The sequence below is a fragment of the Aeromonas enterica genome (genome assembly GCF_054052465.1).
The window spans coordinates 149,520-174,762 of sequence record NZ_JBSTYL010000005.1; the positions used below are offsets into that span (position 1 = coordinate 149,520).

A 25,243-nucleotide genomic window follows, 5' to 3' on the forward strand; every position below is an offset into this window, starting at 1 on the left:
CAGCCAGCAAGGTCCGTGAAAACGACACAAATAGTCCCTGTTCGGGCGGGGGGGCGGTCTGATACACTGGCCCTCTGACCCCGCTTGTCTCGGCCTTGCGCCATCTTCTTGATTTCGAAGGCCTGTTTTTGAAGGCTCGATCCTGAAGACGATAGGGGTGCGCCAACCGATGTTAACTTCCGGATCTGTTCTCTCGCCCGGTCATGATGACCCAGGCCCAGATCCCATTTTAAAAAAGTAGGTAAACCATGCTGGATCCCAAATATCTGCGTAGCGAGATTGACGAAGCTGCCGCTCGTCTGGCGACACGTGGCTACGTTCTGGACGTAGCGGCTGTCAATGCTCTGGAAGAGAAACGCAAGGATCTGCAGTCCCGTACCCAGGAGCTGCAGGCCGAGCGCAACGCCCGCTCCAAGTCCATCGGTGAGGCTGCCCGTCGTGGTGAAGATGTGGCCCCGCTCAAGGCCGACGTGACCAAGATCAACGACGAGCTTGAAACCAGCAAGGTCGAGCTGGATGCCCTGCTGGCCCAGCTGAAAGCCATCTCCGACGCCATCCCCAACCTGCCGAGCGAGACCACACCGGTGGGCCGCGACGAGAACGACAACGTGGAAGTGCGCCGCTGGGGTACCCCGCGCGTGTTCGACTTCCCGGTACGCGATCACATCGATCTGGGTGAAGCGGCCAAGGGCGTGGACTTCAAGAACGGCGTCAAGCTGTCCGGTGCCCGCTTCGTGGTGATGAAGGGCCAGATTGCCCGCCTGCATCGCGCCCTGGCGCAGTTCATGCTGGACCTGCACACTCTGCAGCACGGCTACACCGAATGCTATGTGCCTTATCTGGTGAACCCGGACAGCCTGTACGGCACAGGTCAGCTGCCGAAGTTCTCCCAAGATCTGTTCAATACCGGCATCGAGGGCGAAGGGGAAGACGAGGGCAAGCTGCGCAAGTTCTCCCTGATCCCGACCTCCGAAGTGCCGCTTACCAACATGGCCCGCGACGAGATCTTCGACGAGCAGGAGCTGCCCATCAAGATGACGGCCCACAGCCCTTGCTTCCGTTCCGAAGCCGGTTCTTATGGCCGTGACACCCGCGGTCTCATCCGCATGCACCAGTTTGACAAGGTCGAGATGGTGCAGCTGGTTCACCCGGAAAAATCCTGGGAAGCGCTGGAAGAGATGGCCGGTCATGCCGAGAAGGTGCTGCAACTGCTGGAGCTGCCGTATCGCGTGATGGCGCTGGCCACTGGTGACATGGGTTTCTGCGCCGCCAAGACCTACGATCTGGAAGTGTGGCTGCCGGCCCAGAACACCTACCGCGAGATCTCCTCCGTCTCCAACTGCACCGACTTCCAGGCGCGCCGCATGCAGGCTCGCGTGCGCATCGACGGCAAACCCCAGCTGCTGCACACCCTGAACGGCTCCGGCCTGGCAGTGGGTCGCACCCTGGTGGCCGTGATGGAGAACTACCAGCAGGAAGATGGCCGTATCGCCATCCCGGCTGCGCTGCAATCCTACATGGGTGGCCTGACCCACATAGGTTAAGCACACTCGCATGAGCACAACGCCATGGCCATGCCATGGCGTTGTGCGTTTGGGCGTCAAATCCTCGTGTTGGCGCCCAAAAAAGTGCTTCATCCGGCCCCCGGCCGAACATTTAACACATTTTTATCAAGCATTGCGCAATCGTTTTTGTTAGACTGCGCCGCAATTTCGCAGGACACTTTTTCCTATGGTCTGGATTGATTACGCCATCATCGGCATCGTCGGTTTCTCCGCCCTCATCAGCTTGGTGCGCGGCTTCGTCAAGGAAGCCATGTCACTCGTCACCTGGTTTATCGCCTTCTTCATCGCCAGCCATTTCTATCCCGATCTCGCCATCTACTTCACCTCGTTCAGCGACCCTCTGGTGCGCAACGGCCTGGCTATCGCCGCCCTGTTCGTGGCGACCCTGATCCTGGGCGGCGTGGTGAACTACGTGGTGGGTCTGCTGGTGGAAAAGACCGGCCTGTCAGGAACGGATCGGGTGCTCGGCATCTGTTTCGGCGCCATTCGCGGGGTACTGATCGTCAGTGCCCTGCTGTTTTTTATGGATACCTTCACCAGCCTCTCCCAGAGCGACTGGTGGGTGGCGTCCAAACTGGTTCCCGAGTTCAAGCCGGTGATCCAGTGGTTTTTCGGGTTCATGCTGAACTCGTCCAGTTTTCTTAAACAGGTATAGTGACTTCGAGGTAGCAAAGACATGTGTGGTATTGTCGGTATAGTTGGCACCACCCCCGTCAATCAGGCCCTCTACGACGCCTTGACGGTGTTGCAGCACAGGGGACAGGATGCCGCCGGGATCGTGACCATAGACAGTGGAAACTTCCGGCAACGCAAGGCCAACGGCCTGGTGAAGGACGTGTTTGAAGTGCGCCACATGCAGCGTCTGCAAGGGAACATCGGCATAGGTCATGTCAGATATCCCACCGCAGGCAGCTCAAGTGCCGCTGAAGCCCAACCTTTTTACGTGAACTCCCCCTACGGCATGGTGCTGGCCCACAACGGCAACCTCACCAACGCCAAGGAGCTCAAGGAGCAGCAGTTCAAGGTGGCCCGTCGCCACATCAACACCACCTCCGATTCGGAAGTGCTGCTGAACGTGCTGGCCCACGAACTGGATCTCTGCGACAAGATGGCGCTGCGGCCGGAGGATATCTTCGCTGCGGTGCGCAAGACCCATCAGCAGATCCGCGGCGCCTATGCCGTGGTCTCGCTGGTGATCGGTCACGGCCTCATCGGCTTTCGCGATCCCAACGGCATTCGTCCGCTGATCCTGGGTCGTCGGGCCGATGAGCAGGGCCAAGTGGAGTACATGCTCGCCTCCGAGAGCGTGGCGCTGGACGCCATCGGTTTCGAGACGGTGCGTGACGTCGCCCCCGGTGAAGCCATCTACATCACAGAGCAGGGCCAGCTCTTCTCCGAGCAGTGTGCGGAAAATCCGCAGATGAGCTCCTGCATCTTCGAATACGTCTACTTCGCCCGTCCCGATTCGTGCATCGACAAGGTCTCCGTCTACGCCGCCCGCCTCAACATGGGTCGCAAGCTGGGCCAGAAGATTGCACGGGAGTGGGAAGATCTCGATGTGGATGTGGTCATCCCCATCCCCGAGACCTCTTGTGACGTCGCACTGGAGATAGCCCACACCCTCGACCTGCCATACCGTCAGGGCTTCGTGAAGAACCGCTACATAGGTCGTACCTTCATCATGCCGGGCCAGACCCAGCGCAAGAAGTCGGTGCGTCGCAAGCTCAACGCCATCAGCTCCGAATTCAAGGGCAAGAAGGTGTTGTTGGTGGATGACAGCATAGTGCGCGGCACTACCTCGGAGCAGATCATCCAGATGGCCCGTGAAGCGGGGGCGGCCAAGGTTTACTTCGCCTCGGCGGCACCCGAGATCCGCTTCCCCAACGTCTATGGCATCGACATGCCCACCGCCAACGAGCTGATCGCCCACGGCCGTGAAGTGGAAGAGGTGTGTGCGCTTATCGGTGCCGATGGCCTTATTTTCCAGGATCTGGAAGATCTGGAAGAGGCGGTGCGGGAGATCAACCCCGAGCTACGCCATTTCGAGACCTCGGTGTTCAACGGTCACTATGTCACCTCCGACGTGGATCAATCCTATCTGGACCACCTGAACGCCCTGCGCAGCGATGACAACAAGGCGGTACGTGAGTGGCAGGAAGGCACCAGCAACCTGGAAATTTTTAACGAAGGCAGTTAAACGTTTTCGCTTGATATGGCAGATATGAGATGGGGGCCCCGGCCCCCATTGTCGTATCCGGGTGGCGGGGTAGAGCTGTTATCTGCTTTAAAAATAATCACTTATACCGCCGGGTGTGGGCAGTGGCGGCGGGATCCGCTAGCATGGGCAGCCGCGCGCCAATCGCGCCGCCGTATCAACCAGAACAGACGAGAATTCAGATGGATGACTTGCTAGCCCCCGTGCGCCAGTTTTTGCAGTGCGAGACCCCGGATGAGTGGGTGGCGATGGCGCGGGATCCGGCCCGTTTGCCAACCCTGCTCATCGATCACGCCAACTGCGAGAACAAGGCTGCGCTCACCGCCCACAGCCTGGTGCGGCGCTACTGCCTGCCCAAGGGCAAGCGCCATCTGCTGCCCAAGCTGGAATTTTATCGGGAGCTGGATGCCATCCCGGAGAAGGCCGAGATCCTGGGCAAGCGCAGCATGGGGGAGTCCGACCGTACCGTGTTCGAGGAGCTGGCCCGCAATCCGCTGCTGTTTCCCATGGTGCGGCTCATCCAGGAGGAACTGCATCACTTCGAGCAGGTGCTGGAGATCATGCAGGCCCGCGGCATCGAGTACGGGCCGGTGACGGCCTCCCGCTATGCCCGCCAGTTGATGCAGCATGTGCGTACCCATGAACCGGCCACCATTGTTGACAAGATGATCATCGGCGCCTACATCGAGGCCCGCTCTTGCGAGCGGTTTGCCAAGCTGGCGCCCCATCTGGACGAAGAGCTGAGCCGCTTCTATGTCTCTTTGCTGCGCTCCGAGGCGCGCCACTATCAGGATTATCTGAGCTTGGCCGAGCAGTATGCAGGGGAGGATATCAGCGAGCGGGTGGCGTTCTTTGGCAAGCTGGAAGCCGAGCTTATCTCCTCTCCGGATCCGCAATTCCGGTTCCATAGCGGGCTGCCTGTCAGATCTGACAGTTGTTGACGCGAAGAACGCTGCCTACCATGACCATGTTCCTACTACGAGCGACGCATTCATTTTTGAGCGCAATTCCCGGCCCCTGAGCCGGGATTTTTTTACGTTTTTTCAAGCGGATGACGAAGAGGATTGGCCGGCGCCAGGGTTGGTACCGGCCAAGAGATCAGCGGCGGTATTCGTTGTTGTAGTTTTGGATCAGGCGGCGAGTCACCTCGTGCTGGGGGTCGGCAAACACCTTGAGGGTTTTGCCACGCTCCACCACCCGCCCTTCGTGCATCACCAGCACCTCGTCACTGATGTGACTCACCACCCCCAGATCGTTGGCCACCAGCACATAGCTCAGTCCCATGGTCTCCTGCATCTCCAGCAGCAGGTTGATGATCTGGGAGCGTACCGAGATATCCAGGGTGGAGAGTGCCTCGTCGGCCACTACTATCTTGGGATTGAGAATGAGCGCCCGCGCCAGCGCCACCCGCTGCTGCTGACCGGCGGAGAGCATCTGCGGATAGAAAAGGGCGTGATCCGGCAGCATGCCCACCATGCGCAGGGTCTGTACCACCTTGTCGTGACGTTCCTCGTCGCTCATCTCGGTGTTGAGCCGCAGCGGCGTCTCCAGGATCTGGCCGACCCGGATCTTGCGATTGAGAGAGGAGTTGGGGTCCTGGAAGATCATCCGCAGCAGCTTGCAGCGGGTCTGGTAGTCGCCATGTACCAGGGGCTGACCCTCGATGGCGATGTCGCCGGCGGTCGGTTCTATCATGCCCGCCAGGATCCGCGCCAGGGTGCTCTTGCCGGAGCCGGCTTCGCCGACGATGGCCAAGGTCTGGCCGACCTCGAGGTCAAACGAGAGCGGCTTGATGGCTTCGACCGCCCGGCGCCGAAACAGGCCGGTGCGGTTCTGGTAGGTCTTGCTAAGGCCTCTGACCTGCAGCAGGGAGGGTTCGATCACTGTCCTGGCTCCTTGGTGGCAGCGCATGCTGCCACGGGCTGATAAGGTCTTGGATTCATTTTTTTGGCTCTTCCATGTTCAGCGGGAAGTGGCAACTGAACTGATGGCCCTTGATCTTGCTCATCAGCGGCATCTGTACGCACTGCTTCTGGGCGTAGGGGCAGCGGGGGCCGAGCCGGCAACCTATGGGCAGATGCTGCAGCGGCGGTATCACCCCGGGCAGGGTTTCCAGCCGCGATTTGTGACGCACCAGCTTGTCAAAGTCGGGAATGGACTTGAGCAGGGCATCGGTATAGGGGTGGTGGGGAGTCTCCAGGATCTGTTCCCGGGTACCCACCTCCACCATCTGGCCGCAGTACATCACGTTGATGGTGTCGGTCAGATTGGCAATGGCCGCGATGTCGTTGCTGATGATGAGGATGGTGGTGTTGCCCAGCTTGTTCATCTTGTCCAGCAGCCGCAGGATCTGGGAGTGGGTGGTGGACTCCATGGCGCTGGTGGGCTCGTCCGCCACCAGCAGGCGTGGCTTGTTGGCAATGGCCATGGCGATCATCACCTTCTGGCACATGCCGTCCGACAGCTCGTGGGGATAGGCCCGCATCACCTTGCGGTGATCCTTGACGCCGACCCGGTGCAGCAGGGCAATGGCCTTCTTCTTGCGCCACTGGAAGCGCTGCCAGAACTGGCCCTCGAACGAGTCGGTCGGGATCGCTTCTTCCAGCTGGGTACCTATCTCTTCGGAAGGATCCAGACAGTTGATGGGGTCCTGGAAGATCATGGCGATCTCACGACCCATGATCCGGCGTCGCTCCTTGGGGGCCATGGTCAGCAGATCCATGTCGTTGAAGCGCATCCGGTCGGCACGCACCGTCCAGTTGTCTTTCTGGATGCCGACGATCACCTTGGCCACCAGGCTCTTGCCGGAGCCCGATTCCCCCACCAAGCCACGGATCTCTCCCTCGGTCAGGGTCAGGCTCACCCTGTCCACTGCCTTGACCTTGCCCTGGGGCGTGTCGATTTCGATGGTAAGGTTGCGAATATCTAGCAAGGGCATTAATCATTCCCCTCTTTGAGTGCTTCGCGAATGCCTTCACCCACTAAATTGGTGACCAGCACGCTGAACAGGATGGCCATGCCTGGCAGGGTGACTGTCCAGGGGGCGAGATAGATAAGATCGCTCGAATCGGCCAGCATGGCGCCCCATTCCGGTTGGGGTGACTGGGCGCCGAGGCCGAGAAAACCCACCGCCGAGATATCGAGAATGGCGGCGGAGAGGGTGCGGGTGGTCTGGGCGACCAGGGTCTCCACTATGTTCGGCAAAATGGCCAGACGCATTATCCTGAGCGGTGGCGAACCGTCGAGGCGGCTGGCGATGATGTACTCCTTCTGCATTTCGGTGTGGACCGCGTTGTAGGTCGCCCGGATGAAGGGGGGGATCAGTGCCAGCGTGATGGCGATCAGGGTATTGAACAGGCCCGGTCCCAGGATGGCGACCATGATGATGGCCAGCAACAGAGAGGGGATGGAGAGCAGGGTATCGAGCAGGTGGTGCAGCACGCTCGATTTGAGCCCCTTGCTCATGCCGCCCAGGATGCCGATGGCGGTGCCGACCACCATGGCGATCATCACCACCAGCAGGGCGTTGCCGAAGGTGAGCCGCGCTCCCGCCACCAGACGGGAGAGGATGTCGCGGCCCAGATCGTCGGTGCCGAGGAAGTAGTCGATGTTGCCGCTGTTGGCCCAGGAGGGGGCCAGCAGCAGCCGGGAGCTGTGCTGCTCGTCGATACCGTAGGGCACCACCAGCGGGCCGAACAGGGTGATGAGCAGCAGGATCACGAAGCACCAGAGTCCGCCCATGGCCAGCGGATTGCGGCGATAGGAAGCCCAGGTCTGCTCCAGCGGGGAGAGGATCTTGAGCTCGGGGTAGAGGTTATTCTTGTCTTGCATAGGGTTCCTGGCTCCAGGTCATGCCATGAGCACGTTTAGTCTTGTTTTGCATAGAGTTCTTTGCGCCGTGCCGGATAGATGAGGGTGGTGAGCAGCTCGGTGCTGACGCTGATGAAGATGACGAAGCCGGCGACCACCAGAGTGGCGCCCCGGATGGCTGCGTAATCCTGCAGGGCAATGCTGTTGATCAGCCAGCGGCCGATCCCGTGCCACTCGAACACCACCTCGGTGATCATGGCGGAGGTGAGCACGCTGCCCAGTTGCAGGCCGAGCAGCGGCAGTACCGGTGGCAGGGCGTTCTTGAGGCCATGGCGCCAGACGATTTGTCGGCGGGAGAGGCCACGGCTGGCTGCCGCCTTGATGTAGTTCTGCTTCATCACGTCGATGAGCGAGCTGCGCACGTGGCGGATCACCTCGGTGGTGGGCACTACCGCCAGCACCAGTGAGGGCAGGATCAGGTGGCGCAGGGCATCGTACAGCGCCGCCTGGCGCCAGGGCTCGTGGCTCATCAGCACGTCAAATACAGCTATGCCGGTGATGGCGGGCACGTCATAGAGCAGGCTGATCTGGCCCGAGGCGGGCAGCCAGCCCAGATCCAGCGAGAAGAACATGACGACCAGCAGTGCCAGCCAGAATACCGGCACCGCATAGCCGATGAGGCCGGCGGTCATGATGGAGAGATCCAGCGGCTTGCCCTGATAGAGCGCCGCCAGGGTGCCGAGCGGAATGCCCACCAGCAGCGAGATGGCAAAGGCTGCCATACAAAGGATCAGGGTGGCGGGGAAGTAGTGGCGGATCTCGTCCAGCACCGGCAGACCCGAGACGCTGGAGAGCCCCAGATCCCCATCCAGGATGCGGCGCAGAAAATCGGGATAACCGCTCCAGAAGCTGGCCTGCTGGCCGATGAGGCGAAAGTCCAGCAGGTAGGCGACGAAGGTCAGCGCCAGCAGGGTAATGAGCAGCAGGTTGATGCGACGCAGTATATAGAGAAACATGCTTACTCCCTGTGGGCTTGATTGAAGACGGTGCCGCCAAAGGGCATCAGAGAGAGCCCCTGAATGTCACTGCGACTGACCTGGGTGCGTAGGGCATGGGCCAGCGGGATGAGCGGCACCTGTTCGTTGAGCAGGGTCTGGGCGTAATAGTAGTTGCGTAGCCGGAATGCCAGCTGTGGCGTGGTGACCGCATCGTCCAGTAGCTGATCGAAAGCCGGGCTGCACCAGCGGCTGTAGTTGTTGCCCCGCTCGACGGCAGCGCAGCTCAGCAGTTGGCGGAAAAAGTTGTCGGGATCGGCGTTGTCGGCAATCCAGCCTGACAGCAGGCTGTCATATTGGCCGCGGGCGAGACGAGCCTCGATGACGGGCCACTCCTGCTGCACGATTTTCAGCTTGATGCCAATCTTGGCCAAGTCGCTTCGCATCAGCTGGGCGGTCTTGAGGGCATCCGGGTTGTAGGGGCGTGAGCCTGGCTGAACCAGTACCTGCATCTCGAACCCCTGCTCCAGCCCAGCCTCCTTGAGCAACTGGCGCGCCCGCTTCAAGTCAGGCTGGCGCATCGGCAGGGAGGGATTGTAGCCCCAGGAGAGGGGCGGCAGCAGGCTGTTGGCGGCCTGGCCCGTCTCGAAATAGACCGCCTGCAGCAGGTTGTCTATGTTGATGGCACTGGCGATGGCTTGACGCACCTGCACCTTGTTGAACGGCGGTTTGCGGGTGTTGAGGGCCAGGAAGGCGACGTTCATGCCGGACTGTACCGACAGGCTGAGATCCGGATCCGAGTCGATCACCGACAGCTGGCTGGCGGAGGGTGTACTCATCACGTCACACTCGCCGGTCAGCAGCTTGGCGAGCCGTTTGGAGGATTTGGGGGTGATATCGTAGATGAGTTGTTCGATCTTGGCTTCGCCGCCCCAGTAACCGGGATGGCGCAAGTAGCGCACGTATTCGTTGCGGCGATACTCCTTGAAGCTGAACGGCCCTGTGCCGATGGGACGGCTGTCGAGCAGGGCCGGGGTGCCGGCTTTTTGCATTTGATCGGCATATTCGGCGGAGAGTACGATGGCGTAGTCGCTGGCCAGGGTGGCGAGGAAAGAGGCATCCGGCCGATTAAGCTCGAACACCACCTGCAGCGGTCCCTTCTTGTAGACCCGCTTGATCAGCTGATCCAGCCCCAGGCTGTAGAAATAGGGATATTCTCCGCCGGAGACGTTGTGATAGGGGTGCTGCTTGTCCAGCAGGCGCTGATAGGTGAACAGCACGTCATCGGCGTTGAAGGTGCGCGATGGGTTGAACCAGGGGGTGTGATGGAAGGTGACGCCCTTGCGCAGGGTCAGGGTGTAAAAGAGGCCATCCTCGCTCAGGGTCCAACTGGTGGCCAGTCCCCCTTCCAGTGCCAGCGTGTTGGGGTTCACCTCCAGCAGACGATCGTAGAGCGGGCGCGAGCTGGCATCCAGGGTCACCCCAGAGTTGGATACTTGGGGATTGAACGTTTGGGGCGAACCTTCCGAACAATAGATGAGTCCCATCTTGGACGTGTCGTCTTGTTTCTGACAACCGGTAACCAGTACCAGCAATCCAAGCAGCAAGGGTTTGAGCATTCTCATTGTAGAACCATGTTTTTATACGAATGTGCCAGCGTGAACGCTGGCGAGTTGCAGGCGCCGGCTTGAACCAGACTTCCTTTGGAATTAATCCGCATCGTTGTCACCGTCCAGCAACTGGTATTTGCGCAGCATACCGCGAAACTGGTGATAGCTCAGGGTAAGTAATTGGGCGGCTTTGCGCTGATTATACTGGGATTGCTGCATGGCTTGCTTGAGTAAATTAATCTCGTATTCCGCCACTGCGTTTTTGAGATCCAGCGGCAGGTCGGGAGGCTCAGGGACCGTCACTTGTGCGCGCTCATCGACGGTAGTGACCAGACTTGCCCGGGGACGGGGGCGCCAAGGGGAGTCGAACGGGTTGAGCACCAGTTCGGACAGTGGCAACTGGGGATTGCCTTGGCGGTAGATGCTGCGCTCCACCACGTTTTTCAGCTCCCGCACGTTGCCGGGCCAGGGGTAATCGAGCAGCAACTGGGTCGCCTTGCGAGAAAAGCCGGCAAACAGTGGATAGCCCAGTTCCCGGGTCATGCCGTGGGCGAAGTGCTCCGCCAGCATCAATATATCTTCTCGTCGCTCTCGCAAGGGAGGCAGGGTAATGACATCAAAGGCGAGCCTGTCCAGCAGATCGTGGCGAAAGTCCCCTCTGTCGGCCAGTGCCGGCAGATCCTCGTTGGTGGCACACACCAGCCGAACATCCACCTTGAGGGCCTTGGCCCCGCCCACCCGCTCAAACTCGCCGTATTCGATAACCCGCAGCAGCTTCTCCTGCACCCGGGCGCTGGTGGTCGCCAGCTCGTCAAGGAAGAGGGTGCCGCCATCTGCACGCTCGAAGCGGCCCTGATGGCGCTTGGCGGCGCCGGTGAAGGATCCTGCCTCGTGACCAAACAGCTCGGTCTCCAAAAGGCTCTCGCTCAGGGTGGCGCAGTTGATGGTGACAAAGCTTTGATCCCAGCGCGCCGAGAGATAATGTAGGCGATGGGCGATCAGCTCCTTGCCGGTCCCGCGCTCGCCGATGATCAGCACGGGTTTGCGCAGCGGGGCGAGCCGTGAGGCCTGCTCAATGATCTCGAGAAATGCGTTGGATTCCCCCAACAGGCTTTCTGTGGCCGTGGTCATAGTGATCCCTGTCCGTTGTAAAAGCTGGTCAATCTTACCAAAAGTTGGTGATTCTTATCATCATTTGTGCGGGACGTCTTGAAACTCGATGCATGAGCCCCATATAAATCAACAAGTTAAATTCTGTTCCAGATTGGCACACAAGTTGCCATTGTCAATGGAGAAACAACGCATGCCAACCACAGGAGTTTTATCATGAGTATTTTTTCCCGTCTGGCCGATATCATCAATTCCAACCTGACGGCCCTGCTCGACAAGGCAGAAGATCCCCAGAAGATGGTGCGCCTGATCATCCAGGAGATGGAAGACGAACTGGTGAAGGAGCGCTCCAATCTGGCCCGCTTCCTCGCCAGCCAGAAAGAGATTGGCCGTCAGGTCAACCGCCATCAGGAGCGGGTTGACGAGTGGCAGGGCAAGGCCGAACTGGCGCTGGCCAAGGGCCGTGAAGATCTGGCCCGCGCGGCCCTTATCGAGAAGAAGAAGCAGACCGAGCTGGCCGAGACGCTCTATCGCGAGCAGCAGGCGGTGGACAGCGGCATCGACAAGCTGGGTGACGAAATACGCCAGCTGGAAGCCAAACTGGAAGATGCCCGCAGCCGTCAAAAGGCGATGGCCATCCGTAGCGAAGCGGCTAGCAGTCGTCTCAACGTGCAGAGCCAGGTGGCCCGTGGTGACAGTCAGGCCGTGGTCAGCAAGTTCGAGCGCATGGAGCGTCGCATCGACGAGATGGAGGCCCGCGCCGATTTGGGTCAATCTGACAAGGCTCTGTCCCAGCAGTTTGCCGAGCTTGAAGTCGATGATCAGATAAGCAAAGAGCTCGAGGCAATGCGCCAGAAACTGGGCCAGGGCGAAGGTAAAGGGGAGTAACAGATGGAAGATCTGCTGGGCGTATTGATGGTCCCCATGGTGGTTTTCATGGTGGTGGTGGCCCCCATCTGGCTGGTGTTGCACTACCGAGCCAAGGGCCGGATCGGGGTCGGCCTGGCCGATAGCGAGCGGGAACAGTTGCAAGGGCTGCTGGTGCGCGCCGAGAAGATGCAGGAACGGGTCGGTGCACTGGAATCCATTCTGGACGCGGAAGTCCCGGGTTGGAGGAACAAGGTATGAGTCCATCGAATCGGGAGGGACGCAATCTCTATCGCGACCCTCAGCGGGGCAAGATAGCGGGCGTCTGCGCCGGCCTTGCCGACTACTTCGGCGTGGAGACCTGGATCGTGCGGTTGCTGGCCATCAGCGGTCTCATTTTTGCCGGTTTCATCACCTTCACCGCTTATATTGCTGCCTGGTTTCTGCTCGACAAGCGGCCAGTCACACTTTATGGAAACGAAGAGGAGGAGTTTGGCGAGGTGCGGATGAAGGCGCGCAGCTGGCAGGCTGGCGTCACCCCTCATCAGGCACTGGGCCGTATCGCGCAGGAGCTCGATACCCTGGAGCCCAGACTGCAGCGCATCGAGAAGCTGGTGACCTCCAAAGAGTTCACTCTACAACGGGAGTTCAGCAAGCTGTGACTCATGGCCCTGCCTCGCCGATGGAGCGGGGCCTGTCTTGAACGGGATCCGAAGACCCGACATGGCTGGCAGACAAACCTGAAACCGACGATCGAATTGAGGGATTGAACAAGCCTTGATACGCAACACACTGGAACAAAAGTGGTCGCTCTTGCAGCACAGGGCCACAGACGTGGTGAACCGGGTACGGGATCGCCATCTGCGGCTGGCGGTGACCGGCCTCTCGCGCAGCGGCAAGACGGCGTTTATCACTGCGCTGGTCAACCAGCTTGAGCATGCGGCCATCGATGGCCGCTTGCCGTTGTGGGATGCCCTGCGTCAGGGACGGATCCTCGGCGCCCGCCGGGTGCCGCAGCAAAATGCCCATATTCCCACGTTTGCCTACGAGCGCGGCCTCGACGCCCTGTTTGGCGATCCGCCCGCCTGGCCCGAGCCCACCCGCGGGGTGGCCGAAGTGCGCCTCGAAATTCGCTATCGCACTCGCCATCCACTGCGCAAGCATCTGGGGGAGATCTCCACCCTCTACGTGGATCTGGTGGATTACCCGGGGGAGTGGTTATTGGACTTGCCGCTGCTGGAACTCAGCTACGAGCAGTGGAGCGAGCAGGTGCGCGACCAGCTGCGTCGCCCCGAGCTGCAGGCACTCGCCGCCGGCTGGCTTGAGCCACGCTGGCAGGCTGAACAGGCTTTCGAAGAGCGCCCGGTCGCCGAGCTGGCTGAACGCTACACCGACTATCTGCATGCCTGCAAACAAGAGTTGGGATTGCACCTGATCCAGCCCGGCCGTTTCGTATTGCCGGGGGAGTATGCCGGTGCCCCCCTGCTGCAGTTCGTCCCCTGGGTGTGGGATAGTCCCGTTGGCGAGCCCGCCGATGGCACCCTCTACGCTACCCTCAAACAACGCTTCGAGCAGTACAAGCAGCATCTGGTGCAGGGCTTTTACAAGCAGCACTTTGCGGGGTTTGATCGCCAGATAGTGCTGGTGGACTGCCTGCAACCCCTCAACGCCGGCGTCGCCAGTTTTGGCGACATGCAGCAGGCCATCGCCCGTATCATGGAGAGCTTTGCCTACGGCAAGAGCAACTGGTGGCGGCGACTCTTCTCGCCGCGCATCGACAAGCTGCTGTTTGTGGCGAGCAAGGCCGATCATGTCACCCCCGAGCAGCATGGGCCCCTGGTCTCTTTGCTCCAGCATCTGGTACGCAGTGGCCGCGGGCAGGCGCGCTTTGAGGGGATCACCACAGAGTGTCTGGCGCTCGCCGCCATCAAGGCGACCGAGGTGGGCAAGGGGGTGGCCAATGGCCGTGAGTTCCCCGCCATTCGCGGCACCAGTCTCACCGGCGAGCCGCTCTTGCTCTTCCCGGGAGAGGTGCCTGAACATATCCCGCCTGCTCAGTGGTGGAACAACCAGGGGTTCGATTTTCAGGCGTTTCGCCCCTTGCCCATGAGTGCCCATCAGGCGTTGCCCCATATCCGGCTCGACGCCGCGCTGGAGTTTCTGCTCGGGGACCACCTCGAATAACCCAGGCTGTGTGGCAATGCTGATAGCTAAGGCAGGGCTGCACGGCCGCGTGGAGGAACAAGCAAACAGATGAACGATCAGACAAAACCGACGGTGGCCGACCCGGCGCCGTTGCAGGGCAAGGTGATCCTCGAACCTGCGTTGACGGTGGCAAGCGATGAGCGACCACCCGCCTCCGCCCAGCGACTGGAAGAGGAGAGCTTCGAGCGCCTCGACGAGCTTGATGAGTTCACCGAGGTGGAGCCTGCCCTCACCATCAAGCCGCGCCGTCGACATCGACTGCTTGGCTGGGGGCTGGGGGCGGTTGGTCTGCTCTCGTTGGGGCAATATGGCGTCTTTCTCTATGACCAGTTTCTCACTACCCCGCTCTGGGGCAGCGCCTGGTTGCTGGCCTCCGGCCTGGTGGCCGTGGGCACTTCGGGCGTGGTGGGGCGTGAGTGGCTGCGGCTGTGCACCCTCAAGCGGCGCCAGGATGTGCGCTCGCGTGCCGACGATCTGCTGGCCCGTCAGGGGGTCGGGCAGGGGCAGGTTTTTTGCGAGGCGCTTGCCGAGAAGAGCGGCGACAAGGGGCGTGAGGGTTACCAACGCTGGCTGAGTCAGCTCGACGAGAGTCACAGCGATCGGGAGGTGCTGACGCTCTACAGCCAGCTGGTGCTGGCCGAGCGAGACAAGCTGGCCCAGGCGCGGGTGGCCAAATGGTCGGGAGAGGCTGCGATGCTGGTGGCCCTGAGCCCCCTTGCTACTGTCGACATGATGCTGATGCTGTGGCGCAACCTGCGCATGATAGAGGACATCGCCGATGTCTATGCCATCGAGCTCGGTTACTGGAGCCGCATCCGCCTCATTCGTCAGGTGTTTCGCAACATGCTCTACGCTGGCGCCACCGAGCTGGTGACCGAGGTGGGGATGGACTTGCTGGGGGCCGAGCTTACCGCCAAGCTCTCCGCCCGCGCCGCGCAAGGGGTGGGGGCGGGTCTGCTCACCGCCCGTCTGGGTTTGCGCACCATAGAAGCGTGCCGCCCGCTGCCCTGGTGCGCTGACGAGAAACCCAGGCTCGGGGAGCTGCGCAAGCGGCTCATCGGCCAGCTGGCGGGGTATCTCAACAAGTCCCGAGGCAACGGTCTGTAACAGCATAATGAGTTGTCACAAATTGTTTACAATTATCAAGTGCAGCCGACCCCAGGGTCGGCTGCTTTTTTAAGGGGCAAACCGTTACAGTGATCCCATCAGTCAAACATGAGTCGCCGCTGCTTGGGTTACCGGGTGGGCGTACAGGATGGAACCTTTCATGGCAAGTCTCTACACAGCACACCAGCCGGACCCTCAGGGCGTCATCCATTACACGGATGAGGAGCACGGCACCTGGCAGATCCTGATCGAGCGCCAGCTCGCGGTGCTCGAAGGCAAGGCGTGTGACGAATACCTGGCGGGGCTGGCTCGTCTCGATCTGCCCCGTGATCGCATCCCCCAGCTGGCCCAGATCAACGCCGTATTGCAACCCGCCACCGGCTGGTCGGTGGCCGCCGTACCTGCGCTTATCTCGTTTGATCGCTTCTTTGCCCTGCTGGCCAACCGCCAGTTTCCGGTGGCCACGTTTATTCGCCGCCGGGACGAGCTGGACTATCTGCAAGAGCCCGACATTTTCCACGAGATCTTCGGCCATTGCGCCATGCTGACCAACCCCGCCTTCGCTCACTTCACCCATGTTTACGGCCAGCTCGGCCTGCAGGCAGGCAAGGAGGAGCGAGTCTTTCTGGCGCGGCTCTACTGGTTCACGGTGGAGTTTGGCCTGCTGGCAACTCCGGCGGGGCTGCGCATCTATGGTGGGGGCATTCTCTCCTCCATCGGCGAGACCGCCTATGCCCTTGGCGGTCAGCCCGTGCTGCAACCGTTCGATCCCATCGAGGTGCTGCGTACGCCGTATCGCATCGACATCATGCAGCCCACCTATTTCGTGTTGCCCGAGCTGGCCGATCTCTACCGCCTAGCGGATCAGGGCATCATGGCCATGGTGTCCGATGCCCGCCGGTTGGGGCTGCGTCCGCCCCGTTTCGCACCGGCTGGCGGCAAACAGGCGAGCTGAATTGATCAGACCCATTTTGTTATCCGATCCCCATTGATGAACAAGGAGAACCCCATGTCCGAACTGGCAAGCCAGCAGTGTGAAGCGTGCCGCGCCGATGCCCCCAAGGTGAGCGAACAGGAACTCGCTGAGCTGATGCAGCGGATCCCCGACTGGCAGCCGCTGGTGGTGAAAGGAGAGCTGCAGCTGCGGCGCGAATTTACCTTTCGCAACTTCAAGGAGGCGCTCGCCTTCACCAACCGCCTGGGGGAACTGGCGGAAGCAGAGTTCCACCATCCGGCGATCCTGACCGAATGGGGCAGGGTGACTGTCAGCTGGTGGACCCACAAGATAGGCGGGCTGCACCGCAACGACTTCATCATGGCAGCGCGTACCGACCAGCTGTTCAACTAAACGGCAGTAGATGGCGCGGGCCTGCCCGGCGAAAGCGGGGCGGGCCCGCATTTTTATGGGCTGGCGCTCGCACTGGCGGGATCGAGTCTGTATTATTCGGTCATTCATAGAGTTAGCTAGGAAGTGTGTTCCGAATGCGTCTTGAAGTCAGCTGTGAAGACCGCCTGGGCCTGACCCGGGAACTGCTCGACCGTCTGGTGGAGCACAATATCGATCTGCGCGGCATCGAAATCGATACCTCAGGCATCATCTATCTCAACTTTCCCGAGCTGGAGTTTCGTGATTTCCAGCACCTGATGCCGGAGATCCGTCGCATTCCCGGCGTCTATGACGTCAAGACCATCCCCTACATGCCCTCCGAGCGCGAGCACCACGAGATCGAGGCCCTGCTCAAGGCGCTGCCTGATCTGGTCTTCTCCCTCGATGCCAAGGGCAAGGTGACCCAGGCCAATCAGTCGGCACTCACTACTCTGGCTCTGCCGGTAGAAGAGATACGTGGCATGGCCCTTGGCTCCCTGGTCAAGGGCTTCTCCTTCAGCCGCTGGCTGGAGGCGAACGAGATCAAGCCGCAGACCTGCAAGCTCAGCTTCAATGGTGAAGAGTATCTGGCGGATCTGATGCCGCTGTTCGTGGCCGAAGAGAAGGGGCGTCAGGCCCTGGCCGGCGCCGTGGTGGTACTCAAATCTGCCCGTCGGGTCGGCATGCACTTCAGCGCGCTGCACGCAGTGGAAGTGGGGGGCTTTGAACACCTGCAGGCCGAGAGTCAGAAGATGAAGCAAGTGTTGTCGGAGGCGAGCAAGCTGGCGATGCAGGACGCACCACTGCTCATCGTCGGCGAGACGGGCACCGGCAAGGAGCTGCTGGCCCGTGCCTGCCACGGCGCCAGTCTGCGCTCCAGCCATCCCTTCATGGCCCTTAACTGCGCCGCCATGCCGGACAACGTGGCCGAGAGCGAGCTGTTCGGTTATGCCCCCGGCGCCTTTGGCAACAACACCGAAGGCAAACGTGGCGTGCTGGAGCTGGCCAGCGGTGGCACCCTGATGCTGGACGAGATCGGTGACATGTCCCCCCATCTGCAGACCAAGTTCCTGCGGGTGCTGCAGGATGGCGTGTTCCGCCGGGTGGGGGACGAGCAGGAGGTGAAGGTCAACGTGCGCTTCATCTGTACCACCCAGAAGCAGTTGCTGGATCTGGTGCACGACGGCAAGTTCCGGGAAGATCTCTACTACCGCCTCAACGTGCTGAGCCTGGCGCTGCCACCGCTGCGCGAGCGCAAGGCGGACATCATGGCGCTGGCCCAGCAGTTTGTCTCCCGCTTCGCCAGTGAATTGCAGCGGCCCCGCCCGCGTTTTACCCGCAACATGGCCGAGTACCTGACGGCCTACCGCTGGCCGGGCAACGTGCGCCAGTTGCGCAACTGCCTCTATCGGGCCATGACATTGCTGGAAGGGGACGAGATAGGCCCGGAGCATGTGGATCTGCCGGTCGCTGCCGATGCCATGCCGCTCATCGACGAGTGGTTCGAAGGGGGGTTGGACGAGGCGGTGAAACGCTTCGAAAGCCGGTTGCTGGAGCGGCTCTATCCGGCCTTTCCCTCCACCCGCCAGCTGGCCAAACGGCTGGGCGTGTCGCACACCGCCATCGCCAACAAGTTGCGGGAATACGGGATCAGCAAGAAGTAATCCCATGAATGTCCCCTATGGCAGGGCTCACGCAGGGGGGCCCTCTTTATTATTGTGCTACCGGTCTGGCCAGGCCCTTGCTCTGCGGGTTGTACCTTGTCATGCTGCTGACAAGTTCAATACTATCTCCAACCGGCTCCCACCTTCGGTCATATGCCATGCGTGGGCACTGAGGTGGCTGTAAGCGCAGGCATGATGCACTCTCTTTCACTGGTTCGAATCATGGCGTGGTTGATGCCGCTGATCTGTTCGCTGGCCCTCGCCACTGAACCTGTTTCGCTCACCTCTGCCGAGCTGCGTGCCGAGCAGGTGCGCCAGACAGTCCTCGATATTCTGAGCTATACCCGTTGGCCGACCGAGCCAGGCGAGCTGCGATTGTGTGTGGCGGCGCCGACGGAGTATGCAACCGCGCTTTTTTCCATCAAACAGCAGGCCAACGGCCGGCTGGTCAGCGTCCATCGCTACGATGTCGATGACGAGATGCTGGGGAAACGCTGCGACGTACTCTATCTGGGAGTCTTGTCCCCGGAGCTGCGTTTGCCGCTGTTCGAGCGGCTGCGTGGTCACGCTATCCTCAGCATCAGTGAGCAGAGCGCCGAATGTGTCGCCGATTCCGTGTTCTGTTTGCAAATTGGCAAGGAGCGGATCCGGTTTCGAGTCAATCTGGATGCCCTGGCCAGGAGTGGCGTGCGAGTGCATCCCGCAGTATTGAAGCTGGCCAAGGCGGATGAGGAGACACCATGATAGGGCTCTTTCGTCCCCCCTCTCAGCGGCTCACCTTGCGACAGAGTCTGGGGCGCACCCACCTGGTGACGTCCCTGACCGCAGTTTGCATGGCGGGGTTGCTGCTGACCGGCATCGCCTTGCTGGCCTTGCGTCTCTACGCGGATCACAATCTGGAGTTGGTAGCCCGCGCCATCAGTTATACCAGCGAGGCTGCGGTGGTATTTCGTGATGAAGAGGCCGCCAAGGAGGCGTTGCAAGCCATAGTCACCCATGAGGATGTGGCGCAGGCCAGCATCTATCTGCCCACGGGCCAGCCGCTGGCAAGCTGGAACCGGACCATGAGCACCCCCTGGTTTGGGCTGGAGCAGTATCTGGCCAGGCTCATACTGCCGGGCCCGGTTGATCAGCCCATGATGCGGGGCGGGGTGGAGATAGCCCGCATCCATCTGGTCGGCCACGGCCAGTATCTGCTGTTGTTCCTGTTGCAGACTTTGCTGGCCATGCTGGTCTGTCTCGTCCTCAGTGCACTGGGGGCGCTCTATGTGGCGCGCCGGATGCAAAATTCCCTCACAATGCCACTCAGGGAGCTGGCACAGGTGGCCCACAGTGTCAGCCGTCGGCGCATTCTGGCCATGCGGGTCCCCGAGGCGCATATCGCCGAGCTGCACGAGCTCGGCCAGGACTTCAACTCCCTGCTCGACGAGCTGGAAGCCTGGCAGGCTCATCAGCGGCGGGAGAACGCCAGCCTGCTGCACCGGGCGACCCACGATGCCTTGACCGGCCTGCCCAATCGCGCGCTTTTCGAGGCTCGTCTGGATCAAGCGGTCACCACGGGCCGGCTGCATGACGAGCGCTTCGCACTGCTCTACCTCGATTGTGATCGCTTCAAACAGATCAACGATACCCTGGGCCATGCCGCCGGCGATGACGTGCTGATCGCCCTGGCCAGACGAGTACAACATCAGCTCAGGCCGATGGATCTGGTATGCCGGCTGGGGGGGGACGAGTTTGCCATCCTGTTGACCCCGGTGCTGCAAGAGAGCGAGGCGCTGGATGTGGTATCCCGCATCCAACAGGCCATGGCCGACCCCGTGGTGCTGGAGGATGGTCGCCAGCTGGTGGCGGCCATCAGCATAGGCATGGCCCTCTATCCGGATCAGGGGTTGACAGCTGGCGAGCTGTTGCAGCAGGCCGACAACGCCATGTACCAATCCAAGCGGCTGCGTCGGGAGCTTGCACTCCATGACCAGCTGGAATTCGATGTTTCTGCAGAGGAAAAATAACAATGAAGATCCATGTCCTGATGAAAACCGCTCTGATCGGCCTGCTGTTGAGCGTGCTGGTGGGTTGCCAAAGCACCCCCCAAGGCCTGACGGCAGAGCAGATCGCCGTACTCAAGGAGCAGGGCTTTCGCCTGACCGACGAGGGGTGGACGCTGGACTTCTCCAACCGGGTGCTGTTTGCCAACAACGTGGAAGCCCTCACCCCCAAGACCCGTGTCCTGGTGGAAAAGCTGGGCAAGACCTTGCTGGGTGTCGGCCTGAACAAGGCTCGGGTAGACGGCCATACCGATTCCAACGGACCCGAGCTCTACAACGATCAGCTCTCACTGAAACGGGCGAAATCGGTGGCCGAGGTACTGGTGTCGGTCGGTATGCAGCCTGCCAATCTGGACATCCGTGGTCGTGGTGAGCGGGATCCGGTGGCAGACAACAAGACCGCTGCCGGACGGGCCGAGAACCGCCGCGTTGCCATCGTCATCAGCAACGAATAAGCCGGTTGTGTGGATAAAAAAAGAGCGCCTTATGGCGCTCTTTTTTGTGCTCTGGCTTTACTGCTCGAGCTTCTCGCGGTCGTGGTGACTGCGCAGGCGGATGTTGATCATCTCCACCGTCAGCGAGAAGGCCATGGCGAAGTAGATGTAACCCTTGGGAATGTGCAGATCCATCCCCTCGGCCATCAGCGCGAAGCCGACCAGGGTGAGGAAGGAGAGGGCCAGCATCTTGATGGTGGGGTGCTGATCGACAAAATCCCCGATGGCCTTGGCGGCGAACATCATGATGAAGACGGCGATCATGATGGCCAGCACCATGACGGGCACGTGATCTGCCATGCCCACGGCGGTAATGACCGAATCCAGGCTGAAGACGATGTCGAGGATGGCGATCTGGATCAGGGTGCTGACGAAGCCGGACGCAACCGCGATTGAGCCTTCTGGCTCCGCCGCGCCTTCCAGGGTGGCGTGGATCTCGTGGGCACTCTTGCCAATGAGGAACAGGCCCCCGAGAAGCAGGATCAGATCGCGACCCGAGATGGCCTCGCCCAGCACGGTGAACAGCGGCTCGGTCAGGCGCATAACCCAGGCGAGCGACAGCAGCAGCAGTATGCGGGTGCCCATGGCGAGGCCCAGACCCAGGATCCGCGCCTTCTGACGTTGCGCCTCCGGCAGGCGGGCGACCAGGATGGAGATAAAGATAATGTTGTCTATGCCCAGCACGATTTCGAGCAGGGTCAGGGTCGCGAGTGCAACCCAGGCAGAGGGATCAAGAACCCATTCCAGCATGATTGAACCTTGGTTAAAAAATTGAAGCAGCGCATTCTAGCAGGCGCAACATGGCTTGTCCCAGCGCCTTGAAAAGATAAAATGGCGGGCGATTTGAGGGAGAAATCTATGTTTCGTTTAGGACTCATCATTAACCCGGTTGCCGGCATTGGCGGCGCGGTCGGTCTCAAGGGCAGTGATGGCGTGGTGGCCAAGGCACTGGCGCTGGGCGCCGTGCCCAGAGCGCAGGAGCGGGCGCGGCAAGCCCTGCTGCCCCTGTGCGGTCTCGCCGACTCATTCGAGTTGATCACAGCCGCAGGCGAGATGGGTGCCGATCTTGCGGCGTCGCTCCAGCTGTCTTGTCGTATCGTCTATTGGCCCGCCGCCGACACCACCACGGCGGCTGATACCCGCACTGCCGCCGAGCTAATGCGCGAGGCAGGCATCGATCTGCTGCTGTTCGCCGGTGGCGATGGCACGGCGCGTGACATCTGCGCTGCCGTGGGAGAGTCGTGTCATGTACTCGGCATTCCGGCGGGCTGCAAAATTCACTCCGGCGTTTATGGGGTGACCCCGGCCGCCAGCGGTCGGGTGGTGGCGCGGATGATCGCTGGCGAATTGCTGAGCCTGGTGGATGCCGAGGTGATGGACATCGACGAGGAGGCGTTTCGCGCCGGCAAGGTGCGGGCTCGCCACTACGGCCAGTTGCTGGTGCCCGGCGATCTGCGCTACGTGCAGGCGGTCAAGCAGGGGGGACGGGAGTCCGAGGAGCTGGTGCTGGCGGATCTCGCCGCCGGTGTGGTCGAGCAGATGGAACCCGATACCCTCTACCTGATGGGGTCGGGCAGCACGGTCGCCGCCTGCATGGCAGAGCTGGGGCTGGAAAATACCCTGCTCGGTGTGGATCTGGTGGAAAATGGCCAGCTTATCGGGCAGGATCTGTCCGCCGCCGAGATCCTGACCCGGATCCGCGGTCGTCACTGCCGACTGATCATTACCCTGATCGGCGGACAGGGACATCTGTTCGGGCGCGGAAATCAGCAACTGAGTCCAGAGGTGATCCGGGCTGTCGGGCGGGGCCAGATCCAGGTCCTGGCCACCAAGGCCAAGTTGGCGGCCCTCGCGGGCAGGCCGCTGCTGGTGGACACCGACGACCCGGCACTGAACCGGTCGTTAAGTGGTTATCTGCGCATAACCACGGGATACAAGGATCAGGTCATCTACCCGGTGGCCAACCCGGAATAGGGCATCAAGGATGCGGCTGGCCTGGCGCCAGAGAGCCGTGATCAACCGGATAGCGGTTCCACTCCCCCGAATTATTTTGCCGGCAATTTTTTGCCAGCCACTCTGAAAATGAGGCTGCGTTACATGACGATTCATGATTTTGAGCACAAGTTGTTGGGACTGATAGACAGCATGGTGGCCACGGCGACCGAAGATGAGCTGTTTGCCGGGGGTTATCTGCGTGGCCACATCTCGCTGGCGGTGGCGCGAGCCGAGCTGGAGGGCAAGAACCTGGTGCGGGATGTGAAAAGCTATGTGCTGCGCAGTCTGAACGAAGCCATTCTGGAGGGTGAGCTCTCCGAAGAAGATGAGAAGCTGGTACAGGCAATGTGGATTCGTTTGCAGCAACAAGCAGAAGCTTGATCGGATACACATTTCAAACAGAAGTTTGAGTTTATCCTTCCCTGAGGTTAGTGAAACGTTAATAATAAGTTTCGCCTTTTGTTTCAGGGATTAAACTATGGCCTCCTCTTCACGTATTGCCAACAAACTGCCGCTCGAGATGCTCTATCACTGGGAGCGGCAGTGTCCTGACCGGGTTTACCTTCGTCAAACCATCAACCGCGAATACGTCGACTTTACCTGGGGTAAAGTGGCCGACGAGGCGCGCCGCATGGTGACGGCACTGCGTCATCTGGGGCTGGTTCCTGGTGACAAGGTGGCGTTGCTCTCCAAGAACTGCGCCCAGTGGTTCATTGCCGATCTGGCCATGCAGATGGGGCAGTATGTGAGCGTACCCATCTATCCGACCGCCAACGTCGACACCATCGAATATGTGCTGCGCCACAGCGAGGCCAAGGCGATCTTCGTGGGCAAGCTGGATGACTGGAAGAGCCAGGAGGCGGGTGTCCCCGCCGATCTGCTGCGTATCGCTTTTCCCTATGACAGCATGCCAGCCAGCCACCAGTGGGATGATCTGCTGGAAGCGCACGAGCCCATTCCTGACAGCCCGGTGCAGGCACCGGACTCCCTGCTGAGCCTGGTCTATACCTCCGGCAGCACAGGCAAGCCCAAGGGCGCCATGCTGAGTGTCGAACGTTACGCCTGGTCGTGCGAGAAGCTGGTGGAGGCGGTCGGGCTGTGTGACCAGGACCGTGGTTTCTCCTATCTGCCGCTCGCCCACATCACGGAACGCGTTTATGTCTATGGTGGCAGCCTCTATGGTCGCGCCGAAATTGCCTTCCCCGAGTCCCTCGATACCTTCATCGAGGACGTCAAGCGCTGCCGTCCCACCGTGTTTATCTCTGTGCCGCGGCTGTGGGCCATGTTCCGCATCAAGATCCACGAGAAGCTGCCCCAGAAGAAACTCGAGCTGCTGCTCAAGATCCCATTCGTTTCGGGCCTCATCAAGCGCAAGCTGCAAAAGGGACTGGGACTGGATCAGGCGCGGGTGCTGGGCTGCGGTTCGGCGCCGGTGTCACCAGCCCTGCTCGAGTGGTATCACAGCATCGGCATCGAGATCACCGAGGCCTGGGGGATGACCGAGAACCACGCATTCTCCACTCTCAACTATCCGTTCAGGGCCGACAAGATAGGCACAGTCGGCAAGGCGGGGCCCGGCGTCGAGATCCGCATCTCGGATGAGGGGGAGATCCTCTGCCGTTGCGACGGCATGATGCTGGGTTACTACAAGGATCCCGAACACACTGCCGAGGCCATCGACGGCGATGGCTGGCTCCACACCGGCGACATGGGCAAGCTGGACAGGGAAGGTTACCTTACCATCACCGGTCGGATGAAGGATGTGTTCAAGACCGCCAAGGGCAAGTACGTGGCACCCGTGCCCATCGAGGGGCTGCTGGGGCAGGAGCCCATCATAGAGCAGCTGTGCGTGATAGGTTACGGCATGCCCCAGCCGGTGGCGCTGGTACAGCTGGCCGAGAGCGCCATGAAGGGTAACCGGGACACCATCAACGCCCAGCTGGAGGCGGCGCGCAACCGGGTCAACGAGCAGCTGGAATCCCACGCCAGAATTCGCGGTATCCTGGTGGTGAAGAGCCCCTGGAACATAGAGAACGGCGTGCTCACCCCCACCATGAAGATCCGCCGCCACCTGCTGGAGCAGAAATACGCGGACATCGGTGAAGCCTGGTCCTCCTCCCAGAGCATCATCTGGGAGTCCTGACCCTCAGCGAGCAGCAGAAACAACAAGGGGAGCCAGTGGCTCCCCTTGTTGT

25 protein-coding genes are annotated in these 25,243 nt (G+C 60.8%); 18 read left to right on the forward strand and 7 right to left on the reverse strand.

Annotation, left to right across the window (positions count from 1 at the left end; translation table 11 throughout):
- Positions 1-248: 248 nt before the first annotated feature.
- The 4 genes from serS (at position 249) to miaE (ending at position 4,721) form a co-directional block, all read left to right on the forward strand.
- Positions 249-1,544, forward strand: a complete 1,296-nt coding sequence (serS, locus tag ACW5XD_RS08060; RefSeq protein ID WP_456494433.1) for a serine--tRNA ligase — start codon at positions 249-251, stop codon at positions 1,542-1,544.
- A gap of 187 nt (positions 1,545-1,731) precedes the next feature.
- Positions 1,732-2,220 (forward strand): CvpA family protein, encoded by a 489-nt coding sequence (locus ACW5XD_RS08065; RefSeq protein WP_042869859.1) that lies wholly within the window; start codon positions 1,732-1,734, stop codon positions 2,218-2,220.
- Between the two features lie 21 nt (positions 2,221-2,241).
- Positions 2,242-3,762 carry an amidophosphoribosyltransferase gene (gene purF / locus ACW5XD_RS08070; RefSeq protein WP_456494434.1) on the forward strand — a complete coding sequence of 507 codons (1,521 nt, stop codon included), beginning with the start codon at positions 2,242-2,244 and terminating at the stop codon, positions 3,760-3,762.
- A gap of 200 nt (positions 3,763-3,962) precedes the next feature.
- Positions 3,963-4,721 (forward strand): tRNA isopentenyl-2-thiomethyl-A-37 hydroxylase MiaE, encoded by a 759-nt coding sequence (gene miaE, locus ACW5XD_RS08075; protein WP_456494435.1) that lies wholly within the window; start codon positions 3,963-3,965, stop codon positions 4,719-4,721.
- A gap of 157 nt (positions 4,722-4,878) precedes the next feature.
- On the opposite strand, the gene ACW5XD_RS08080 is transcribed toward miaE, so the two are convergent.
- The 6 genes from ACW5XD_RS08080 to pspF all read right to left on the reverse strand — a co-directional run bounded on the left by ACW5XD_RS08080 (position 4,879) and on the right by pspF (position 11,326).
- The gene (locus ACW5XD_RS08080) at positions 4,879-5,664 is read right to left on the reverse strand and encodes a peptide ABC transporter ATP-binding protein (protein WP_456494436.1); all 786 of its coding nucleotides are present in this window, start codon (positions 5,662-5,664) and stop codon (positions 4,879-4,881) included.
- Between the two features lie 55 nt (positions 5,665-5,719).
- Positions 5,720-6,718, reverse strand: a complete 999-nt coding sequence (locus tag ACW5XD_RS08085; RefSeq protein ID WP_456494437.1) for a peptide ABC transporter ATP-binding protein — start codon at positions 6,716-6,718, stop codon at positions 5,720-5,722.
- Positions 6,718-7,611, reverse strand: coding sequence for an ABC transporter permease subunit (locus ACW5XD_RS08090; protein WP_456494438.1), 894 nt, complete (start codon positions 7,609-7,611; stop codon positions 6,718-6,720). Before ACW5XD_RS08090 ends, ACW5XD_RS08085 begins: the two co-directional genes overlap by 1 nt.
- Positions 7,612-7,646: 35 nt before the next feature.
- A complete protein-coding gene (locus tag ACW5XD_RS08095; RefSeq protein WP_456494439.1) occupies positions 7,647-8,606 on the reverse strand; it encodes an ABC transporter permease in 960 nt (319 codons plus the stop codon).
- 2 nt (positions 8,607-8,608) lie between these two features.
- Entirely contained in the window at positions 8,609-10,204 is a 1,596-nt protein-coding gene (gene sapA, locus ACW5XD_RS08100; protein ID WP_456494526.1) for an ABC transporter substrate-binding protein SapA, read from the reverse strand.
- A 90-nt stretch (positions 10,205-10,294) separates the two neighbouring features.
- Entirely contained in the window at positions 10,295-11,326 is a 1,032-nt protein-coding gene (gene pspF / locus ACW5XD_RS08105; protein ID WP_456494440.1) for a phage shock protein operon transcriptional activator, read from the reverse strand.
- A gap of 195 nt (positions 11,327-11,521) precedes the next feature.
- Here pspF and pspA point away from each other — a divergent pair, with 195 nt between their 5' ends.
- From pspA to ACW5XD_RS08160, 11 genes are all read left to right on the forward strand, one after another.
- Complete coding sequence (gene pspA / locus ACW5XD_RS08110) at positions 11,522-12,193, forward strand: phage shock protein PspA (RefSeq protein WP_456494441.1); 672 nt, start codon at positions 11,522-11,524, stop codon at positions 12,191-12,193.
- A gap of 3 nt (positions 12,194-12,196) precedes the next feature.
- Entirely contained in the window at positions 12,197-12,433 is a 237-nt protein-coding gene (pspB, locus tag ACW5XD_RS08115; RefSeq protein WP_042872204.1) for an envelope stress response membrane protein PspB, read from the forward strand.
- A complete protein-coding gene (pspC, locus tag ACW5XD_RS08120; RefSeq protein WP_456494442.1) occupies positions 12,430-12,834 on the forward strand; it encodes an envelope stress response membrane protein PspC in 405 nt (134 codons plus the stop codon). Before pspB ends, pspC begins: the two co-directional genes overlap by 4 nt.
- A gap of 115 nt (positions 12,835-12,949) precedes the next feature.
- On the forward strand, positions 12,950-14,356 hold the full coding sequence (locus tag ACW5XD_RS08125; protein WP_456494443.1) for a YcjX family protein: 1,407 nt from the start codon (positions 12,950-12,952) through the stop codon (positions 14,354-14,356).
- A gap of 69 nt (positions 14,357-14,425) precedes the next feature.
- Entirely contained in the window at positions 14,426-15,484 is a 1,059-nt protein-coding gene (locus ACW5XD_RS08130; protein WP_456494444.1) for a YcjF family protein, read from the forward strand.
- A gap of 160 nt (positions 15,485-15,644) precedes the next feature.
- Entirely contained in the window at positions 15,645-16,439 is a 795-nt protein-coding gene (gene phhA, locus ACW5XD_RS08135) for a phenylalanine 4-monooxygenase (RefSeq protein WP_456494445.1), read from the forward strand.
- Positions 16,440-16,493: 54 nt separating this feature from the next.
- Complete coding sequence (locus tag ACW5XD_RS08140; protein WP_456494446.1) at positions 16,494-16,832, forward strand: 4a-hydroxytetrahydrobiopterin dehydratase; 339 nt, start codon at positions 16,494-16,496, stop codon at positions 16,830-16,832.
- Positions 16,833-16,966: 134 nt separating this feature from the next.
- Positions 16,967-18,514, forward strand: a complete 1,548-nt coding sequence (tyrR, locus tag ACW5XD_RS08145) for a transcriptional regulator TyrR (protein ID WP_456494447.1) — start codon at positions 16,967-16,969, stop codon at positions 18,512-18,514.
- A gap of 192 nt (positions 18,515-18,706) precedes the next feature.
- Complete coding sequence (locus ACW5XD_RS08150) at positions 18,707-19,258, forward strand: YfiR family protein (RefSeq protein ID WP_456494448.1); 552 nt, start codon at positions 18,707-18,709, stop codon at positions 19,256-19,258.
- Positions 19,255-20,523, forward strand: a complete 1,269-nt coding sequence (locus ACW5XD_RS08155; protein WP_456494449.1) for a diguanylate cyclase domain-containing protein — start codon at positions 19,255-19,257, stop codon at positions 20,521-20,523. The genes ACW5XD_RS08150 and ACW5XD_RS08155 overlap by 4 nt, the downstream gene beginning before the upstream one ends.
- Before the next feature lie 2 nt (positions 20,524-20,525).
- Positions 20,526-21,014 carry an OmpA family protein gene (locus tag ACW5XD_RS08160; protein ID WP_456494450.1) on the forward strand — a complete coding sequence of 163 codons (489 nt, stop codon included), beginning with the start codon at positions 20,526-20,528 and terminating at the stop codon, positions 21,012-21,014.
- Positions 21,015-21,071: 57 nt separating this feature from the next.
- Here the strand turns inward: ACW5XD_RS08160 and ACW5XD_RS08165 are convergent, their stop codons facing one another.
- The gene (locus ACW5XD_RS08165; RefSeq protein ID WP_456494451.1) at positions 21,072-21,803 is read right to left on the reverse strand and encodes a TerC family protein; all 732 of its coding nucleotides are present in this window, start codon (positions 21,801-21,803) and stop codon (positions 21,072-21,074) included.
- A 108-nt stretch (positions 21,804-21,911) separates the two neighbouring features.
- On the opposite strand from ACW5XD_RS08165, the gene ACW5XD_RS08170 reads away from it, so the two are divergent.
- The 3 genes from ACW5XD_RS08170 to ACW5XD_RS08180 all read left to right on the forward strand — a co-directional run bounded on the left by ACW5XD_RS08170 (position 21,912) and on the right by ACW5XD_RS08180 (position 25,191).
- Positions 21,912-23,027, forward strand: coding sequence for an ATP-NAD kinase family protein (locus ACW5XD_RS08170; RefSeq protein WP_456494452.1), 1,116 nt, complete (start codon positions 21,912-21,914; stop codon positions 23,025-23,027).
- A 123-nt stretch (positions 23,028-23,150) separates the two neighbouring features.
- Positions 23,151-23,429, forward strand: a complete 279-nt coding sequence (locus ACW5XD_RS08175; protein WP_042872229.1) for a YfcL family protein — start codon at positions 23,151-23,153, stop codon at positions 23,427-23,429.
- Between the two features lie 97 nt (positions 23,430-23,526).
- Complete coding sequence (locus ACW5XD_RS08180; protein WP_456494453.1) at positions 23,527-25,191, forward strand: AMP-binding protein; 1,665 nt, start codon at positions 23,527-23,529, stop codon at positions 25,189-25,191.
- Positions 25,192-25,243 lie beyond the last annotated feature (52 nt).

Bases quoted from the DNA above. Each gene is read 5' to 3' on its own strand.
- serS (WP_456494433.1), top strand. From the start codon at position 249: ATGCTGGATCCCAAATATCTGCGTAGCGAGATTGACGAAGCTGCCGCT.
- ACW5XD_RS08065 (WP_042869859.1), top strand. From the start codon at position 1,732: ATGGTCTGGATTGATTACGCCATCATCGGCATCGTCGGTTTCTCCGCC.
- purF (WP_456494434.1), top strand. From the start codon at position 2,242: ATGTGTGGTATTGTCGGTATAGTTGGCACCACCCCCGTCAATCAGGCC.
- miaE (WP_456494435.1), top strand. From the start codon at position 3,963: ATGGATGACTTGCTAGCCCCCGTGCGCCAGTTTTTGCAGTGCGAGACC.
- ACW5XD_RS08085 (WP_456494437.1), bottom strand. From the start codon at position 6,718: ATGCCCTTGCTAGATATTCGCAACCTTACCATCGAAATCGACACGCCC.
- ACW5XD_RS08090 (WP_456494438.1), bottom strand. From the start codon at position 7,611: ATGCAAGACAAGAATAACCTCTACCCCGAGCTCAAGATCCTCTCCCCG.
- ACW5XD_RS08095 (WP_456494439.1), bottom strand. From the start codon at position 8,606: ATGTTTCTCTATATACTGCGTCGCATCAACCTGCTGCTCATTACCCTG.
- sapA (WP_456494526.1), bottom strand. From the start codon at position 10,204: ATGCTCAAACCCTTGCTGCTTGGATTGCTGGTACTGGTTACCGGTTGT.
- pspF (WP_456494440.1), bottom strand. From the start codon at position 11,326: ATGACCACGGCCACAGAAAGCCTGTTGGGGGAATCCAACGCATTTCTC.
- pspA (WP_456494441.1), top strand. From the start codon at position 11,522: ATGAGTATTTTTTCCCGTCTGGCCGATATCATCAATTCCAACCTGACG.
- pspB (WP_042872204.1), top strand. From the start codon at position 12,197: ATGGAAGATCTGCTGGGCGTATTGATGGTCCCCATGGTGGTTTTCATG.
- pspC (WP_456494442.1), top strand. From the start codon at position 12,430: ATGAGTCCATCGAATCGGGAGGGACGCAATCTCTATCGCGACCCTCAG.
- ACW5XD_RS08130 (WP_456494444.1), top strand. From the start codon at position 14,426: ATGAACGATCAGACAAAACCGACGGTGGCCGACCCGGCGCCGTTGCAG.
- phhA (WP_456494445.1), top strand. From the start codon at position 15,645: ATGGCAAGTCTCTACACAGCACACCAGCCGGACCCTCAGGGCGTCATC.
- ACW5XD_RS08140 (WP_456494446.1), top strand. From the start codon at position 16,494: ATGTCCGAACTGGCAAGCCAGCAGTGTGAAGCGTGCCGCGCCGATGCC.
- tyrR (WP_456494447.1), top strand. From the start codon at position 16,967: ATGCGTCTTGAAGTCAGCTGTGAAGACCGCCTGGGCCTGACCCGGGAA.
- ACW5XD_RS08150 (WP_456494448.1), top strand. From the start codon at position 18,707: ATGATGCACTCTCTTTCACTGGTTCGAATCATGGCGTGGTTGATGCCG.
- ACW5XD_RS08155 (WP_456494449.1), top strand. From the start codon at position 19,255: ATGATAGGGCTCTTTCGTCCCCCCTCTCAGCGGCTCACCTTGCGACAG.
- ACW5XD_RS08160 (WP_456494450.1), top strand. From the start codon at position 20,526: ATGAAGATCCATGTCCTGATGAAAACCGCTCTGATCGGCCTGCTGTTG.
- ACW5XD_RS08165 (WP_456494451.1), bottom strand. From the start codon at position 21,803: ATGCTGGAATGGGTTCTTGATCCCTCTGCCTGGGTTGCACTCGCGACC.
- ACW5XD_RS08170 (WP_456494452.1), top strand. From the start codon at position 21,912: ATGTTTCGTTTAGGACTCATCATTAACCCGGTTGCCGGCATTGGCGGC.
- ACW5XD_RS08175 (WP_042872229.1), top strand. From the start codon at position 23,151: ATGACGATTCATGATTTTGAGCACAAGTTGTTGGGACTGATAGACAGC.
- ACW5XD_RS08180 (WP_456494453.1), top strand. From the start codon at position 23,527: ATGGCCTCCTCTTCACGTATTGCCAACAAACTGCCGCTCGAGATGCTC.